Below are 18,597 nucleotides of genomic sequence, written 5' to 3'. Positions count from 1 at the left end.
AAACTATATGATGCGGTAAGGCTAGAACTTACCGCATCATTTTTTTATTGCTATTTTAAAATATGTGATATTATGTTGGAAGAATTTTAAAATAGCAAGAGAAAATTTTATATACATATTGAAACCCTTTCATATTTTTTGTGTATATGTATTTAGCATGCGAATAAAAAAGTTATTTTGATTACTACCAAAGAGGAGGAAGGCTGATTTGACAGAGGATGAAAAGCTTTTGCTTAATTTAAAAAAGAGAAAGCGTGATGCATTAGATAAAGTAATGAAAGAGTATACACCCTATGTCAGTGTGATTATTTATAATATCATTGGAAATATTATGACAAAGGAAGACGTGGAAGAGGTCACGGCAGATGTATTTGTAGGCCTTTGGAAGCATGCTGATTCCCTTGATAGGGAAAAGGGCACGGTCAAAGCTTATCTAGGAGCGGCAGCACGAAACTGTGCAAAAAATAAGTTACGTCAAGTTTCCGTTCATCAGGAATTAGATGAAGGGATAGCTACTGAAAATCCAGAACCTGTGGCTTACCTTGAACAGAGGGAGAAGCAAAAACAATTGATTCATCTGATTTCTACACTGGGTGAGACGGACAGTGAACTTTTTATGCGGTATTATTATTATGATGAAAAAATCTCTAAAATTGCTAAGATTACAGGAATGAATGCTTCCACTATTAAAACTAGATTAGCACGTGGCAGAAAGAGGCTTAAGGAGATGCTGGATAATGAGGGGAGGAGACTATGATGAATAAACGACTTTCCAAATTGTGCTGTGAGTTGAAGATAGACAGCATAGACATAGAAGAAAAAGTCAATATCAAAGACATTGTTGACAGAGTAAATGGTACATTGAATACAGATATAAGCGAAAGGAAAGTTTATAGAAGACAGAAATTAATAAAAACAATAGTTCTTATTACTGTACTTCTGATTTTAGCAACAACAACAGTATTTGCAGCAGTTAAGGCAGATATTCTGAAGTTGAATTTTATAGGAGATACTGCTCCCTATACTGATTTCGTGGATACGAAAAAACAGAGCGTGACGGATGGACAATACAGGCTGACGTTGGAACAGACACTGGTTTCGAAATATCAGGTGTTTGTGGTTTATACTGTGGAGGGCCTGACTGATGAAGCCATAGCAAAGCTCATGAAGGAGGATTATTTTGGAATAGGATTATCGGAGATTTCTTTTGAGCCAAAATATGGTGAACGTGCAACAATCTCGAATCTTACCCAGGGTGAAATAATAGAATCGAAAACGAAAACATCTCGGACTTTTCAATTATACAGCTGTAGTTATTTTAATGAAGATGATGTGGATTTCATTCTAAGGTTTGCCTGCATGAAAGAAGGGAAGCAGATAACTGTTCCTATGAAATGCAATGTAGAATCAAAGGAATTTATTTTGGAAGGACAGCCTTATGGCAACGCAATCTTAAGATATAGTCCTCTTGGAATTTATTTTGAGAGAAACTATAAAACACAAAACGAGATGGATACGGAATTGTATTTTCGCATGAAAAACGGTGAAATCAAAACTTGCAACGATTTAGCTGATGTATTGCCTGGAGGAAGGATGAATTCTTATGACGTATTTGATGAAAATCTTAAACTTTGGCGTTATGGCAGCACAGGGCTTTTTTATGAAATAACGGAACTATCTGCCTTTAAAAGCATCATTGTTGGTAATATAGAGTACGACATTAAGGACACCACTAAAATCAAACCGATTACCATCGATGAAAAATTGCGACCTTTTGAGTTGAAGCCAGTAATCAAAGATGAAACAACCTGGATACCAGTTGAAGCACTTTGCAGTAAATTAGGAGCAAAATATCAATGGAATGAAAAGACCCGTTCGGCGAAAATCAACTACCATGATGAAATATATATTCTTAAAGATGGGAGCAGTGTTCTTTTGAAAAATGGTGAGGAATTTGAGCTGTTTAACCCAGTATGTATACTTAAAGGGCAACTGATTGCACCAGAATACCTGGCTTTTGGTATGCATTTTAAGGTGCAGCCAAAACAAGAACCTTGGGGAAGTAGTGAACGTCGTCGTGTAGGCACATATGATATAAAGGATACAGTATGGGTTGTTACACCTTGATGTAAAGCTTTAACTGACAAAGTGTATTGGGATAGAACAAATAAATAATATGGGCAGAGTTTTTCGGAATGACTTAAACGACTTAAGACTTTGCCTCTTTTTTAACCATAGCTCTTAATCCACTAATAATGATTTTTAGTCCGAATGGTTCATTTATTATGATATACTGTATTTGTATATTTTGATTTAACAATGAATAAAAAGAGGTGGATCGTATGGAAACAAAAGACTTAATTATTAGGAATTCTACATGGGATGACATTGATTTTTTCTATAGGTGGGAATTAACACCTGAGGTTAATGAATATTTTAGTATTTCTGAAAATCAAAGCTACGAAATGGTTGCACGTACATATGTCCATGATGATGAAAATCCTAACCAGATTCAGTATACTATAGCCCTTAAGGGGACAGGAAAACCAATTGGGAGAATTGTGCTGGGAGACTTCATGGAAAATTGGAAAGTGGAAGTGTTCAGAATTTATATTGGTGATCCAACTTTGAGAAATAAAGGATATGGCAGACAAGCCATGGAGGCAATCATGAAACTTTGTTTCGAAGAGTGGAAGCTTGAAAGAGTTTATCTTGATCATTATACTGGAACTCCTGCTTCATTCTTATATCAATCACTTGGTTTTAAATACGAAGGCGTTTTGAGGAACAACTGTCGAAAAAACGGAAAACTTTATGATGTTCATTTAATGTCAATGCTAAAGGATGAATATGTACAAAAATATCTAACAAGTTAATATAAAAAAAGGAGTGGTTTATTACCCAATCTGATACAACTGAAGTGGAGTAATTTGGATAAAAAAGTAGTACCAGTGATTTTGGAAAGGAATTGATAAATAGATATGCTTATTAAGCTTACTGATAGAATTTATTATATGCCCAATGATGATAGGACAGATAGGCCAATATTAGGATTAGTCTGTGGTGACAAATATAGCTTAGTTGTAGACTCCGGAAATTCTCCGGCACATGCCAATGAGTTTTTGGCCGATGTATGCAAATTAGATATTCCACCACTAAAGTATTTAGTACTGACTCATTGGCATTGGGATCATGTTTTTGGGATAGAAGCTATGAACATAATTACAATTTGTAATTATCTAACGAAAGAAAACTTAAATAAAATGCAAAAAATGACGTGGGATGACTTTATGCTGGATGAACGAGTAGAAAAGGGAGAGGAAATTGAGTTTTGCAGTAAAATGATAAAACTTGAAATGCCTGATCGAGATGGTTTTAAAACAGGAAATGCTGATTTAACTTTTAAGGATAGTATAGAGATTGATTTAGGTGGAATTTCTTGTTTGATCGAAACTGTTGGAGGCTGCCATTCAGAAGATTCTACCATTATTTATATTCCAGATGAAAAAACAATATTTCTAGGTGATTGTATTTGTGAAGATATTTATAGTGGCGAATGGAGTTACAGTAGAGAAAAGTTAATGCCTATGATAAATAAAATAAAAAAATATGATGCGTTACATTACCTCACTTCCCATCATCATCCGGAAAGTAAAGAAGAATTTTTTGATTATCTTAATGAGCTTATTCGAATAGGTGATTTTGTTGGAAATGGCTATTTGGAAAATGAAGTAATTAGGAGTTACACTGAATTTTACAATAAAGCCCCTAATGAAGATGAAATTTGTAATATTAGAAGCTTTATTCATGGGAATATGAAAAATATTTAGAGAATTAAACAGATTGCCCATATTTTTGAAGCAGTTCTCCGTCTACTCTAAAATCGGCCCATTCTGTTAATTCGCGGGCACCTAATTGTTTATAAAATGCCATGGATGGTTCGTTATAGACGAAGCAGCCCCAATCAAGCCTTGTGCAATCATTAGAAACAGCTATTTTCATTAGATTAATTAAAAGTGCCTTTCCAAAACCCTTGCCTCTCCATTGTGGTGTTACATACAAATCTTCAAGATATATGTAGGCTTTTCCAAGGAAAGTTGAAAATTTGAACAGGTACATAGAAAAGCCTACTGGTTCTCCACAATACTCTGCAATGAGCGTCTCAGCCTGATTTTTTACAAACAAAGATTCCATAAGAGATTCTTCTGTAGCCTGTACTAAGTGCTTGCAGCCTTCATAATCGGCAAGCTCCAAAATATACCTTAAAATTAGAGGAATATCCTCTTCTGTTGCTGTGCGGATTGTAAAGCCTTCAATATTTGTTAATGCATTAGACATATTCATTAAACTCCTTTAAATTTACTTTTGTTTTGTTATCTGGTATCATTATATTACTTGATAAAAATATTTCAATAACGCACTTTTTTATGACTAAGTTAGGAGAATATAACCATGAAAGATGTACACTCACAATGTCCTTGTATGGAACGATGTCCACTTAACAGAGCAATGGAGTTGATTGGTGGGAAGTGGAAAATTCAGATAATTTGTTCGTTGAACAGCAATGGTAAAACTAGGTATAATGCAATAAAAGGTAATCTGGATGGAGTTTCCAATAACATTTTAGCCAAAGCACTGAAAGAGTTAGAAAGGGATGGATTTGTTACAAGAACAGAATATATGGAGGTACCAATTCGAGTAGAATATGATCTCACCATTAAAAGTAAAAGACTAATGCCTATTCTAGAGGCACTTAGTGACTGGGGTGAAGAGAATATTTGATTTGATAAACATAAATCCTGTTGTGACCATTTGCTTCATAAATATTAAGGCATGTCAGCGCCTTCCCAATATTGGGGTTCTCTGACATGCCTCATTTATCTTAACCTTTTTTTACTCGATATAGTTTGCCTTTAATGGTTTTTGTCTTAAAAGCCTTTATCACCAACGCTTCTTTTCCATCTGAAATTTCAACATTGGTTACTTTCCCTTTGATGTCCACTTTTCCGATGTCCTCATTGCGAATACCGTCCACCCGCCTGATAGCAGCAAGGAAATCGCTTGTCTTCAAGGAGCTGTTATCTCTACCTGCATTAAACTGTACGAAAGCCTTTTGTCCTTTGCGATTATCGGCTTTATATCTTTCCCGACCTGTTCTGCGTGTAGAATCTGCCTTCGGGGGTTTCCTATCTACATGGCCGCCTTTACATGGAATAGTATAGCCGAGGAACTTTTCAAGGTCATGAAATCGATTCATTTCACTTGGGATTACCATGGTGATAGCAATACCGTGTTGATCTACACGACCTGTTCGACCAATTCTATGCACATATTGTTCATGCTCGAAAGGGACACCATAGTTGATGACGTGAGTGATGCCTTGAACGTGTAACCCTCTTGCTGCTACATCCGTGGCAATAAGCATTTTATATTCGCCTCTTTTAAAAGCATTTAATGTTTCCGTACGCATCTGCTGGTCCATACCGCCATGTACTGCACATGTAAAGTTACCCCATTTTCGAAAGATTTCAAACAAATTGGTAACCTGTTCTTGTGTATTACAGAACATGATGGCTTTTCTCGGGCGTTCTCTTTCGATAACTTTCTTCATAAAGTCAACTTTTTTAAGTCCGTCTACCGCATAGTAAATCTGTTCAATCTTTTCAAGGTTTGATACTTCTGCTTCAATTTGGATTTCTTCAGGATGATTCATAAACTCCTGGCTCAAGAAATGAACTTCATCCGGTATGGTTGCAGAGAAGAGTAACGTAACTCTCTCTTTAGGCATTTTTTTTATAATAGTTTCCAGTTGCTCTTTAAAACCCATAATTAGCATTTCATCGGCTTCATCAATTACCAGGTATTTAATATCATGGAGTTTCACATTTTTGTTTAAGAGGTGATCCATCATTCTACCTGGTGTAGCCACAATTACATGGGGGGTGTTTTGTTTTAATTCTTTTCTTTGTAATTCCATAGGCTGTTTGCCATATAAAGCACAGCACTTTACATCTTTATATTTACCAATATCAGCAAAGTCCTGTTTTACCTGCTCGGTCAATTCTCGTGTGGGTGTCAGAACCAATGCTTGTGGACTCTCAAGTTCTACATCAATTTTCTCACAGAGAGGGATGGCGAACGCTGCAGTTTTACCACTTCCTGTTTGGGACTTTACAATTAAATCTTTGCCCTCCCAAATCATGGGGATTACTTTGGCCTGAACCTCCAGAGGTTGTTTGAATCCCAACTCGCTCAGTGCTCTTTTGATGGAATTATCAAGGGGATAGTCCTTGAACTTCTCTATGTTTTTTTTCTGAATATCTTTTACTTCGTTCATTTTTTTCTCTTTTCTCAACTCACCTTAAATAATTTTATATTTTTATCTATTATTTGTCTTTATGTTTAAATGTAATCCTCCTTATGAGGTTACGAACTTTTATTATACCATAGATAATGGATAAAAGGATAATAATTAAGCCTGAAGGCATGAAAAAATAGCTGCATTTACCTGGAAGTTTTACACTTCTTATTTTGCGATTTGTAGTATACTATGATTTAATAAGATTTTATTACAAAATTAGAAGATAAAGTAAAATTATATGACGAAAGCAAAGTGCGCGGAATGGGGGAAATATATGAGAGAAGTTTTGCAGGCAGAATACGTGTCTAAATTTCAATGTATTGCTTCAAAATGCGAAGATACCTGCTGCTGTGGTTGGCGAGTTGCAATTGATGAGGAAAGTTATAAGAAATATCAAGATCTACTGCACTCCGGTGGGGGCGATATGTTTAATAGGACAATAACAAGAGAAGGGATAATGCCTGTGGAGGGTAATTTTGCAGAAGTGGTAATGTTGCCTGAGAATACCTGCCCTTTTTTGTCTGAAAAAAAGCTATGCAGCATTCAGGAAAAATATGGTGAAAGCTATATATCTGTGACTTGCAGCATTTTCCCGCGTATCTACAATGTTGTGAACGGCAAGTTAGAATTGGCTTTAGATATGGCATGTCCCCATGCTGCAAGACTTGCTTTATGTGATTCTGTGCCAATGGGTTTTCTAACCCAAAATATTAATGTCCATTCAAGGATTGAGAAAGTTCCGTCTGTAAATCTATCTGATATGAATTACCCCAATGGAGTTTATCCGTATTTTGAAGAAGTACGCACCTTTATAATCTCACTTTTACAGAACCGGAATTATTGTTTTGAAGACAGGCTGGTAATTCTGGGAAGATTTTGCAATGATTTGAATCAGTTGTCTGGTAATAGTAAAATTGAGGTTCTGCAACTTATCAATGATTATTCGCACCTAATTAACACCAAAGGATTTTATAAATTTATTAGTAGTATTCCAAGGCAACCTGCAGCGTTGTTAAAAGTCATAACGCTCTTATTAGAATATCAATTAAAAACGGGAGCAGCTGGTAACCGTTTTGCAGAATGCTTGGAACAATTTAAGAAAGGGCTTAATTATACAAATGACATCTCTGAGGAGGACGTGAACATTTCCTATACGAAAGTCAAGAATTCGTACTATACTCCTTACATGAAGCAGCATGAATATATTCTTGAAAACTATTTTGTAAATGAGGTTTTCAAAGGACTTTTTCCATTTGGAACACAAACAAGTATTTTTAAGAAAAATATTTTCCCTATTGAGAAGACGGTATTGACAGAGTATATGCTGCTGACCACACAGTTTGCAATAATCAGAAATTTATTAGTTGGTATTGCAGGCTACTATAAAGAGCAATTTGGAATAAATCAGGTTCTGGAATTAATACAGACTTTTGCCAAAAATATTGGTCATGATATCCCTTATCAGCAACGGCTCCTTCAGTTTTTTCATGAGAACAATATGCTTAACATTCCCTGCGCTGTAATGCTCATCAAAAATTAGATCTCACAGAAACACAGGAAGTTTTGAAAAGGAAGAGCATGTATTTAAGAATTTTTTACTGATAAGATGAAAATTATAAAATCTTCTAACAATATTAAAGTATAAATATAGCAATATAATAAGAAAAAACAGCAAACACATTTCATGTAACAGAGACAACATTTCATACAGCACTAGTTGAATACTATTAAAAAATAATATAGATATGTATTGAAGTTAAATAAAGGAATAGATATGATAAATTATAAATTTATAAAATTGATGTTTGTTTTTTTTATTATGATAGTTTGTTTAATAGGCTGCACTCTTAAGGAAGACACCGGTAACATCACTACAGAAGAATTAATAGATAAAGGATTTCCTAAGGATATAAATGTAACATTATTTTATAAACAATATAAGAATGTAGCTGGAATACAAAGAACGGAAACCTATAATCTTAATAATAAAAGTCTTTCACAAACGGAACAGCAATATATACAGGGGTGCTATAGTATTTTCCCGCAAAAATCATTAACGGCTATATCCAATTATCTTGGATATAAAAATGAAGATGGTTTAATACAAGCATATGGACAACCTTTCATTTATAAAAATTATGAATTAGGTGAGATATTCTTATTTGAAGGAGTTGTCGTGGGGAAAGATACTTTTACAGTTTTTTTGAACAGAAATGGCAAAATTCAAACAATTAAAATAGATCATCCAACTGGTGATACCGCAATTGGTATATGCCATGATAAAAACGATGTTTATGTGATATCTTCTAGTGAAAACCAAACTGAAATAGTATTATATAAAATAAATGCAGATAGTTGTAGTTTAAAAACTTATAATATTCCTGTATCAAATTTTGGGTTGGAGAGGGTGCTTTTATATACGGATTCCAATTTAGTACGTAATAATATCTTGTACGTAATTCCTAAAACCATGGATGGATATACATCTTGCATATTGATGTATGATTTAAAGGAAAATATATGTAAAAAAGTAGATAACATAAATGGCGTGGCATCAAATATTTTTGATATTGGGGATAAGCTTTTAGTATTAAATAGGGGATACACAAAAGGGTCAACCTATATGGATAGTTTGTATATCGACTATTATGATTATGGGCTTAATTTCTTATGCTCAGAAAATATTCCTTTTGAACACAAGGAGCAAATGGAATTTATAATGAGAAATTTTTGCTATTACTATGATAAAAAAATTATGGGAACGGCTAATACAATAGATGATAACAAGAACAACTATGTTTTTATCTATGATATAAATAAAAAACAAATAATATATTTTTCTAAACTAACACAAAATGATGAAAAACTATTACTTAATGACGATTTATTTATGTATCAAAAAAATCATGATAGCTATCATATATTTTAAATAGCTAACGTGTATAAGAAGCAGAAATAGGTAGTTTACAGAAGATTGATATTGATAATAGAACTGAATTATCTTCAGTAAAATGAGAACGTTAACAGGCTTTTGATGGAAGCAGATTTTGTGATTGTGTTCTATGTGGAAACAAAGCGAAACTGATATCTATAGCATATATCCAAAGTTCTTGATATATGTTTATGCTTAGATTAAGTGGATTAAAATAAGACCAATCGATAAAGACTGGTCTTATTTTTGTCCAATATACTTATAACATTTGTTTCGAAGAGCTAATGGTTATTTCTAAGACTCTTGTTAAGAAATTGAACTTCTCTTTCATTTCTTCAAACTCCTGGCCAGAACTAATAAATTTTGCAGTGCCTTCAATGATAAAGCCTGTTCCTTGGTAATCATTATAGCCAATCACTTCTTTGCTTCCTAAAGATATTTTTATCTTATTATTAATATTAACATTTTTTTCTGTTTTCCTCATAATTGCGGCTGGAATCAGAAGCCTTTCATCTGGAGTTACAGTAATGTAGGAATTCCAGGTATTAACTATATGTGGCTCGCATTCTCCCCAAGAAACAATGGAAACAACACCTTCCTTATTTATTACATCATAAAATTTTTCTGTTAACATTTTTTCCTCCTATTAAAAATTTTTAAGATATTATAGATAAATATTATCTGTAATTATTATATATATTGAACTTTATACTGTCAACTATAAAATATATTAGAGATATATTTTATCTATAATTTAAACCTGAATAGGTTGACTAATAAAAAATATTAAAGTAATATGGGAAGAAGAAATTGTATTCTGGGAGGGTGATTTTATTGCAATTTTCTATTGGTGTAGAATACGCATTACATTGTATGCTATATATGGTCGATAATCCTACGGGAAATTCAATAGGTATAAAGGACTTAGCTACTTATCAAGGGGTATCTGAGACTTATTTGTCAAAAGTATATACGAAACTAAGGAAAGCCGGTATTGTCAAGTCTATACCTGGAGTAAAAGGTGGATATGAATTAGCTCGTTTGCCTGAAAGTATTACTTTTTGGGATATAGTAGAAGCTGTAGAAGGAGGTGCTCCTTTATTTCAGTGTGCAGAAATAAGGCAAAACGAAATATTACTGGATAAAGAAAATTTGCCAGATACACATACAAAATGTCCATGCCTCATACATGTGGTAATGATAGAAGCTGAGGAGCAAATGCGACAGTACTTGAAAAATAAAACATTAGCATGGTTATATGAGCAGGTAAAGAATAAGTTGCCTCAAGAGCACTTAGAAGCTACAGCAGAATGGTTTAACAATCTGAGAATGAAGAAGTAATTGAGGATGCAAATCTCTTTAGAAGTAAGAAAATCTTGTACAGTTTTTCTTTGGGAACTAGGAGGCAGATAGAATCTCTGCCTCCATTTTTTATGCCCTAGTTGCTAAAAAACGAACAAAGACTCTTGCTCAAGCTTTAGATCTAACGTAAATCTAACGTTTTAATCACAAAACACGAACTTTAAGATTAAAGCATATAAAAAGGTTCCTATTTTATCCAAAAAAATATATGTTTTTTTGTCGAAATATGGTAATATGTCATAAAATATTATATTTCAATATTTTTAATCCAATATAAAATTCGTCAAGATACAAACTGCAGGACGGGAAACCTGGTTCGTCAGAATTGATCGGGGTATCTTAAATTATTTATTGGAGGTTTTTTTATGCAAAAAAATAAGAACAACTTAAAACAACTTATTCGTGCAGGAAGAGGAATTACTTCTGCACACACTGTGGTACTTCATGGAAGCTTGGTAAATGTTATGACCAGCGAAATTTACAAGGCCGATGTGGCAATCTATGAAGATACTATTGTAGCCATTGGGGATGTAAGTGATTACATCGGCCAGGAGACGAAGACCATCGATGCAACGGGAAAATATTTAGTTCCTGGGCTCATTGATGGACACATTCACAGCGAATGCAGCAAGCTTAGCATCACAAGCTTTGCAAAAGCAGTGGTACCTTGTGGAACAACCAGTATTATTTCAGGACTAGACGAATACATTTCAGTATCCGGTTTAGAGGGTTTACAGGAAGTATTTAAAGAAGCAAAGGCAAGTCCTTTAAAAGTATTCTGGGGTGCCCCTTACAGAACACCTTATACGTTCCCACAATCAACAGTTGCCTTTAACTTCACTCAGGAAGTTCACAGGGAAGTACAGAAGTGGCCGGAATGCTTTGGCGTTTGGGAAACAGTGCGTGAATACATACAGGAAGAAGATGATGATACTTTAGGTGCAATTGAAGAAGCATTTAAGAATCGTCTGCCAGTGTTTGGATGCGCGCCAATGGCAAGAGGCAAAGAATTAAATGGATATCTCTGTGCAGGTATCAGACTTGACCATGAAAGCTACGACCATGAGGAAGTAGTAGAAAAAATGCGAAATGGTATGCATATGATAATCAGAGAATCTTCCGTTACCCATTTCCTAAAAGAAAATATCAGAGCAGTAACTGAAGTAAATCCTGCCCTTGCACGTCGTGTAAGTTTTTGTACAGACGATGTAACAGCAACAGATGTAATAGAAAAAGGACATGTTGACAATCTTGTCCGTCTTGCTATTGCTGAAGGAGTAGATCCTATGACAGCCATCCAGATGGCTACCATTAACAGTGCAGAGGCTTATAGAATCGATCATCTTGTTGGTTCGATTTCCCCTGGAAGACTGGCAGATATTCTTTTGGTTGACAGCCCGGAATCTTTCCATGTGGAAGCTGTTATCACAAATGGCCGCCTGGTAGCGGAAAATGGTAAATTAAATTATGCTCTGAAAGCACCTGCCAGAAGCAGCGTGCTAAGTAGTGCATTAAAATGTGCAAAGACTACAAAAGAAGATTTTGAATATAAAGTAGATATTAAAGATGGACAAGCTAAAGTGCTTTCCATGAATGTGAAGGGACCTTTCGTCCGTAAACGAAGAGATGTTATCTTAAATGTAAAGGACTATATCGTACAGCCAGATACAGAGCAGGATGTTCTGATGGTTTCAGTTCTTGAACGTTTTGGCCGTAATGGTAATAAGTCATTAGCATTTTGTTCTGGATGGAAGCTTAAAAAGGGTGCAATGGCTTCTTCTGCCGCGCCAGATGACAACAATATCATTGTAATGGGAGCAGATGCTGCAGATATGTCCATTGCAGTAAACCACCTCATAGAAAATGGTGGAGGGCAAGTTGTTGTTGCAGACGGCGAAGTAATAGAATTTCTTTCCTTACCTGTAGGAGGAATTGCCAGCGATTTAGAACCAGAAGAAATTGCTTATCGTGAAACATTACTGACAAAAGCAGCAAATAAACTGGGATGTGATTTACCGGATCCTCTTATGTATATGTTTTTCTTACCAATTACAGCAATCCCTGATTATGCTATCACAGATGTAGGGCCAGTGGACTGTATTGCACTGACAACCTTTGAACCAGTTCTTGAACTGACTCAGGTAAAATAAGGAGTGTCAGACAATGGAAAAGAAACAACTAAAAAATTTAATCGATGTTGCGGCAGGAAGAACTCCTGCAGATACTGTTATAAAAAACTGCAAAGTTGTAGATGTATATAATGGCACTATTATTGAAGGTGATATTGCTTTATGTGAAGACCTTATTGCAGGAGTGGGACATTACGAAGGAATTTTGGAAATTGATGCAAAAGGTCAGTATGCAGCGCCAGGTTTTATAGACAGCCATATTCATGTAGAGTCCTCTTATGTAAGTCCAGAAGAGCTGGGCAGACTCATTGTTCCTCATGGAACAACCACAATCATTGCAGATCCTCATGAAATTTCTAATGTTTGCGGATTAAAAGGCTTGAACTATATGATAAAAGCCTCAGAGGAAACAGCCTTAGACATTAAATGGATGCTGCCTTCCTGCGTGCCTGCAACACCCTTTGAGCATGCTGGAGCGGTCATTGATGCAGAGACTATGAAAGAACCAATAAAGCATGAAAAAATTCTTGGACTTGGAGAATTCATGGACTTCCCCGGTGTAATTGGGGCTAATGACGGTGTCTTAGATAAGCTCCTGGTTGCAAAAAATCAAGGGAAGTGTATTGATGGTCACAGCCCTGGAGTAACAGGCAATGGACTGAACGCTTATGCTGCAGCAAGAATTCATACAGATCATGAATGTTCTACGGTAGAAGAGATGCAGGACAGAATTGCAAGAGGAATGTATGTGCTGCTTCGTCAGGGTTCTGCCTGTCATAACCTGAGGGAATTATTAAAAGGTGTAACTCCTTTTAACAGCAGACGTTGCCTTCTTTGTGCAGATGATTGCCAGCCAAAGACCATTTTAAGTACAGGCCATATTGATAATCACCTGCGTGTTTGTGTAGAAGAGGGACTTGATCCGATTATTGCTATACAAATGGCAAGCTTAAATTCAGCGGAGTGTTTTGGACTAGAAGACAGAGGTGCTATCGTACCAGGTCTTCGGGCAGATATTGTGCTGATGAATAATCTTAAGGATTTTAAAGTACAAAGAGTATTTGTTGCCGGTCAGGAAGTCGCAACAAATGGAACATACAATTTACCGGTCAATCCATACGATATATCAGAAACAAAAGGAAGCTTTCACGTAAAAGACTTTTCAAAAGAAAAGTTGCGATTAAAGATTAATTCACACAAGGCAAATGTGATTAATATTTTGCCTGGTGGTGTAGTTACTAGCAAAGAAGTGGCAGAAATTAAACGTGATGCCAATGGTGAGTTTATCTATGACCCATCTTCTGATATTGTCAAGGTTGCAGTGGTTGAACGTCATCAGGATACAGGAAATGTGGCAGTAGCATTATTAAAAGGATATGGCATCAGAGAGGGAGCAGTTGCACTTTCTGTAGCCCATGACTCTCACAATATCATCGTGGTTGGTGTAAATGATGAAGATATGGCATTCGCTGTAGAGGAGCTGATAAAACAGGATGGTGGAATTATTCTTGTAAAAGATCAGAAAATCCTGGAAAGTATGCCTATGCCAATAGCGGGCCTTATGAGCGATAAAAGCGGTGAGTGGATTCATGAAAAGCTGACACAGATTCACAAAACTGCCCATGAAACTCTTCATATCAATCAGGATGTTGAGCCTGTAATGACACTGTGCTTTATGTCTTTAGCAGTTATACCTGAAATAAAGCTTACAGACATGGGGTTGTTTGATGTAACTAAATTTGACTTTATACCGATCGAAGCTCAATAAATAACATAGGAGATATATTTTATGACGAAAAGTGAAAAGAGGTTACCCCTCTTCAATAGAGGTGATATAGGAGGGTTAACTTATATCCTTGCAAACAACATTGTAAACTACATTATTGTTATTGCAACTCTGTCAGGTGTGCTTGGATGGCCAGCTGACCTGGTTTATGGAAGGGTTATTCCTGGCATGTCCATGGGATTACTGGCAGGGTGTTTATATTATGCATATATGGCTGCTAAATTAGCAAAGAAAGAAGGAAGAACAGATGTAACAGCACTGCCTTCAGGAATCTCAACACCCGCCATGTTTGTTATGCTGTATGGAGTAATTATGCCATTGCATTTTTCTTTGAAAGACCCTTATCTTGCATGGTCTGCAGCAGTTGCAGCTTGCTTTATTGGTGGGTTTGTTGAATTCTGTGGTGGATTTATTGGTCCATGGATGAAAAGGAATATCCCTCGTGCTGCACTTCTTGGTACGGTGGCAGGAATCGGCTTTATCTGGATGGCTACACAAGGTGTTTTTGATTTGTTTGGCGATCCTATCCTTGGTCTGCCTATATTCCTTGTAGGAATCGTTGGTGTTTTTGGAGGCTATCTATTTCCCAAGAGAATACCACCATTTGCCGTTGCTATTGTAGGCGGAATCATTTATGCTTTGGCAATTGGACGTACCCATGTTGATTTTACAGGTGTAGGCTTATTTATACCAAATCCTGTTACTACGATACAATCTTTAATTAACGGTTTTGTAGTTGTATTGCCGTATCTTAGTATTATTATTCCAGTTAATATCTATAATTTTATTGAGACCATGGATAATGTGGAAGGAGCTAACGCAGCAGGCGACAATTACAGTGTCCGAGAGGCACAATTTGCAGATGGTATCAGCACTATGATTTCCGCAGTATTTGGTGGTGTTGTACCGAATACTGTTTGGCTTGGCCATGCAGGGCTAAAGAAAACAGGATCAAATATAGGTTTCTCATGGGTTGGAGGAATTCTTCTTGCCCTTGCAGGTGTATGTGGACTCTTTACTTTCTTTAGCGCGTTGGTTCCACCAGCTATTGCTGCGATTACCTATTTATGGTGCTCCATCATTATGCTTTCTCAATCATTCAGAGCATGTGATAAGAAGCATTATGCTGGTATCGGAATTGCCATGGTACCGCCCATTGCAGACTTCTTATATACCCAGGTTACTGGGGCAGTTGGCCTTGCAAATATATTCACTGAAAAATTGCCTTCAGGACTTGTAGGTTATGGCTCACAAGTATCCCAGCGGTTACTGGATTCAGGTGTTATGTGGAACGGCGTCCCAGCCGTAAAATCGGGGGCCATTGTCATAGGCATTATACTTGGGACTTTGACCGTGTGTATCATTGACAGACGTTTAGACAAGGCTGGAATAACAGCATTAGCAGGAGCTGTGCTTTCCTGGGTTGGTTTCATACATAGTGGAGGTCTGGGGTTTTACCCAACATCCCCATTTGCTATTGGCTACCTGATTATGGCTGTCATGTGCTTTATCCTTCATGCTGGCCGTGGCAAATGGCTGGATACCATTGATGATTATGATTATGTATAAATGATAGGATAATGGAAGGAGCTGTTGCAAAAATGAATGTTACTTTGCAACAGCCCCTTTTTTATGTTAAATAGGATGATTTGGCAGCCAAACTCAGGCCACCAAATTTGAAAAACATAAAATATGTCCTATTGTTTTTAGCAAATACCAATTTGCTGGATTTTATGGCTAAAGATTTTAGTCTGAGAAAGTGCGACAACGCAATTATAAGAGAATAAGTTTTTTACTCATAAAATTATAAAAAAACAAAATCCACGGTAGCATTTTTGGCAAATACTACCGTATTTTATGAAAAGTTAAAACTTTATGGTAGTCATTTCAACAAAAATGCTAACAATGTGTCAAAACTAATAGGTATAGATGCAAAAAACTACCGGGCTTTAAGTAAAAATCATAATCACGGTAGCACCAACAGTATAGACAGTTTAAAAGGTTTATAGGATGGGATACTTATAATTACTATTGCATATCCTTCATCAAGTATTGCAAAGAAAAGCATAGAGCACTTATTTAATATATAATCTGATGAATACTTTTAAACCAATTTTGACTTACTACTTATAAAATATAGATTCATAAACAACTATTTATAACGCATTGGCAGTATAACCCGATATAGACTTAATAAGTCTGTATCGGGTTATATTTTAGTTGAATTATCACAGATTAAATATATTTTGTTCATATAGCTTATTTTTGACAAAATGTACTTTACCTGCTTATAACTAATGAAATGCAGAGAGGCAGAAGAATCCTTGCCCCCAAAGGAGAGGTCTTTTCTATAAATAATCATCTTTCAGCTTTTAATATTTTTTATGGCATGGAAATTGCTGTTAATTAAATTAGTAAAAATCCAAACTGACTTTGTAAATGATATGTGTTACAAAAAAGAGATTTTTACAGTCTAGCGCAAAGGAGGACAGAGATAAAAAATAGCAAGCAATATTTTACATATATAAGGAGGTTAAACTATGTTATCAGAGAATGTTAAAAAATTTGTTGTAGATTATATTTCAGAGAACCATAAAACTTTTCATGATGTTTCTCAAAAAATATGGAATTGTCCAGAGCTTGGAATGGAAGAATTTCAAGCACTGAAATTGCTGACAAATCTATTAAAGGATAATGAATTTACGGTTAAGTCTGATGTTGCAGGGATGCCTACAGCATTTGTTGCAACCTATGGAAGTGGAAAGCCAGTAATAGCATTTAGTTCCGAATATGATGCACTTCCAGGTGTTTCCCAGAAAATTGATTATAAAAAGTCACCAGTATTTGAAGGTGCTCCGGGGCATGGATGTGGTCATAATCTTATAGCAGTGGGAGGCATAATGGCTGCAGTGGCTTTAAAAGAAGCCATGAAAAAATACAAATTAAATGGTACAATCAAAGTATATGGAACTCCTGGAGAAGAACTTTGCGTGGGAAAACCTGTTATGGGAAACGCAGGTATATTTGCGGATGCAGATATTATTTTGGACTGGCACCCATTAAATAGTAACAGTGCTAATTATGTTTCCTCACCTGCCTATTTTAATATAAAGTATCATTTTAAAGGCAGAACGTGCCATGGAAACAGCCCATGGAATGGACGAAGTGCTTTTGATGCAGCAATACTTCAAGGGCATGCCGTAGAAATGCTTAGAGAACACATCAAGCCAGGTACAAGTGAGTCAGCAGCCAAAACCATAAACTATACTTTTTCTGATGTGGGACCCGAATATCCTTGTGTTGTACCGGATAGAACAACAGCATGGTATCTTGGAAGATTCCCCACAAATGGGGAAGCATTAGACATTATGCGCAGATTAGACAAGTGTGCTGAAGGGGCCGCCATGGCCACAGAAACAACAGTAGAAAAAGAAATCATTACCATTAATCGTGAAATGCTGCCCAATATAACTGTTGCTAAAGTAATATACGATAACCTGATTGAATTAGGTGAACCTATATTTTCAGAAGAAGAAAAACAATTTATTAAAAATATACAAACTGAAGTGGGGGAAGGATATCCTACTGCAGAAGGTATTCAGCCTTTCGGGGAGGATGAGATACCAGTTACTGATACGGTGGAGTATAGCTGGAATGCACCCTACGGTATTCTTAGACTTGCACTTTGGCCAGCCCCTGCATTCCACAACTGGATGATAACTGCATGTGCAGGAAACAGCCACGGTAAAAAAGTATTAGATAAAGCAGCGCAGGTTCTTGCTACGTCCGCAGTGGATTTTATAACCAATCCTTTGCTTACAAGTAAAGCAAAAGAAGAATTTAAAGCAAAAATGAAAGGGAAAGAATATAAAAGTCTGCTGCCAGAAGGGACTCCGATTCCGATCAATATAAACCATGAAATAATGAAGAAATATAGAGGTTTATATAAAATTAACTGCGACTAAAATAATATTAAATGTTATAATATTTAAAATACTTATTTTTAATCCAGTATTTATTTATTATA

General features: G+C 35.8%; 15 protein-coding genes. 12 read left to right on the top strand and 3 right to left on the bottom strand.

What is annotated here, in order from left to right; all coding sequences use genetic code 11:
- The first annotated feature begins 208 nt into the window (after positions 1-208).
- The 4 genes from Ami3637_RS00140 (at position 209) to Ami3637_RS00125 (ending at position 3,830) form a co-directional block, all read left to right on the top strand.
- Positions 209-757, top strand: coding sequence for an RNA polymerase sigma factor (locus Ami3637_RS00140; protein ID WP_162360777.1), 549 nt, complete (start codon positions 209-211; stop codon positions 755-757).
- Positions 754-2,127, top strand: a complete 1,374-nt coding sequence (locus tag Ami3637_RS00135) for a stalk domain-containing protein (protein WP_162360776.1) — start codon at positions 754-756, stop codon at positions 2,125-2,127. Before Ami3637_RS00140 ends, Ami3637_RS00135 begins: the two co-directional genes overlap by 4 nt.
- Positions 2,128-2,342: 215 nt before the next feature.
- Entirely contained in the window at positions 2,343-2,876 is a 534-nt protein-coding gene (locus Ami3637_RS00130) for a GNAT family N-acetyltransferase (RefSeq protein ID WP_162360775.1), read from the top strand.
- Between the two features lie 105 nt (positions 2,877-2,981).
- Positions 2,982-3,830: an MBL fold metallo-hydrolase gene (locus Ami3637_RS00125; protein ID WP_162360774.1), complete on the top strand. Its 849-nt coding sequence runs from the start codon at positions 2,982-2,984 to the stop codon at positions 3,828-3,830.
- 4 nt (positions 3,831-3,834) lie between these two features.
- Here Ami3637_RS00125 and Ami3637_RS00120 read toward each other — a convergent pair whose 3' ends face one another.
- Positions 3,835-4,338, bottom strand: a complete 504-nt coding sequence (locus tag Ami3637_RS00120; protein WP_162360773.1) for a GNAT family N-acetyltransferase — start codon at positions 4,336-4,338, stop codon at positions 3,835-3,837.
- Between the two features lie 114 nt (positions 4,339-4,452).
- Between Ami3637_RS00120 and Ami3637_RS00115 the strand changes: the two genes are divergently transcribed.
- A complete protein-coding gene (locus Ami3637_RS00115) occupies positions 4,453-4,782 on the top strand; it encodes a winged helix-turn-helix transcriptional regulator (RefSeq protein WP_162360772.1) in 330 nt (109 codons plus the stop codon).
- A 100-nt stretch (positions 4,783-4,882) separates the two neighbouring features.
- On the opposite strand, the gene Ami3637_RS00110 is transcribed toward Ami3637_RS00115, so the two are convergent.
- Positions 4,883-6,337 carry a DEAD/DEAH box helicase gene (locus tag Ami3637_RS00110; protein WP_162360771.1) on the bottom strand — a complete coding sequence of 485 codons (1,455 nt, stop codon included), beginning with the start codon at positions 6,335-6,337 and terminating at the stop codon, positions 4,883-4,885.
- A 298-nt stretch (positions 6,338-6,635) separates the two neighbouring features.
- Here Ami3637_RS00110 and fliB point away from each other — a divergent pair, with 298 nt between their 5' ends.
- Both fliB and Ami3637_RS00100 read left to right on the top strand, forming a co-directional pair.
- Positions 6,636-7,901, top strand: coding sequence for a flagellin lysine-N-methylase (gene fliB / locus Ami3637_RS00105; RefSeq protein ID WP_162360770.1), 1,266 nt, complete (start codon positions 6,636-6,638; stop codon positions 7,899-7,901).
- Positions 7,902-8,135: 234 nt separating this feature from the next.
- A complete protein-coding gene (locus tag Ami3637_RS00100) occupies positions 8,136-9,290 on the top strand; it encodes a hypothetical protein (RefSeq protein WP_162360769.1) in 1,155 nt (384 codons plus the stop codon).
- A gap of 262 nt (positions 9,291-9,552) precedes the next feature.
- On the opposite strand, the gene Ami3637_RS00095 is transcribed toward Ami3637_RS00100, so the two are convergent.
- Complete coding sequence (locus tag Ami3637_RS00095) at positions 9,553-9,927, bottom strand: pyridoxamine 5'-phosphate oxidase family protein (protein WP_162360768.1); 375 nt, start codon at positions 9,925-9,927, stop codon at positions 9,553-9,555.
- Positions 9,928-10,127: 200 nt separating this feature from the next.
- Between Ami3637_RS00095 and Ami3637_RS00090 the strand changes: the two genes are divergently transcribed.
- The 5 genes from Ami3637_RS00090 (at position 10,128) to Ami3637_RS00070 (ending at position 18,535) form a co-directional block, all read left to right on the top strand.
- Positions 10,128-10,634, top strand: coding sequence for an RrF2 family transcriptional regulator (locus tag Ami3637_RS00090; RefSeq protein WP_162360767.1), 507 nt, complete (start codon positions 10,128-10,130; stop codon positions 10,632-10,634).
- A 386-nt stretch (positions 10,635-11,020) separates the two neighbouring features.
- The gene (locus Ami3637_RS00085; RefSeq protein ID WP_162360766.1) at positions 11,021-12,805 is read left to right on the top strand and encodes an adenine deaminase; all 1,785 of its coding nucleotides are present in this window, start codon (positions 11,021-11,023) and stop codon (positions 12,803-12,805) included.
- A 13-nt stretch (positions 12,806-12,818) separates the two neighbouring features.
- Positions 12,819-14,552, top strand: coding sequence for an adenine deaminase (gene ade, locus Ami3637_RS00080; protein ID WP_162360765.1), 1,734 nt, complete (start codon positions 12,819-12,821; stop codon positions 14,550-14,552).
- A gap of 21 nt (positions 14,553-14,573) precedes the next feature.
- Positions 14,574-16,139, top strand: coding sequence for a xanthine/uracil/vitamin C permease (locus Ami3637_RS00075; RefSeq protein WP_162360764.1), 1,566 nt, complete (start codon positions 14,574-14,576; stop codon positions 16,137-16,139).
- 971 nt (positions 16,140-17,110) lie between these two features.
- On the top strand, positions 17,111-18,535 hold the full coding sequence (locus Ami3637_RS00070) for an amidohydrolase (RefSeq protein ID WP_162360763.1): 1,425 nt from the start codon (positions 17,111-17,113) through the stop codon (positions 18,533-18,535).
- Positions 18,536-18,597 lie beyond the last annotated feature (62 nt).

Origin of the sequence: Aminipila terrae (genome assembly GCF_010120715.1) — a bacterium.
Taxonomy (GTDB): domain Bacteria; phylum Bacillota; class Clostridia; order Peptostreptococcales; family Anaerovoracaceae; genus Aminipila; species Aminipila terrae.
This window is presented reverse-complemented; position numbering and strand designations above follow the sequence as displayed.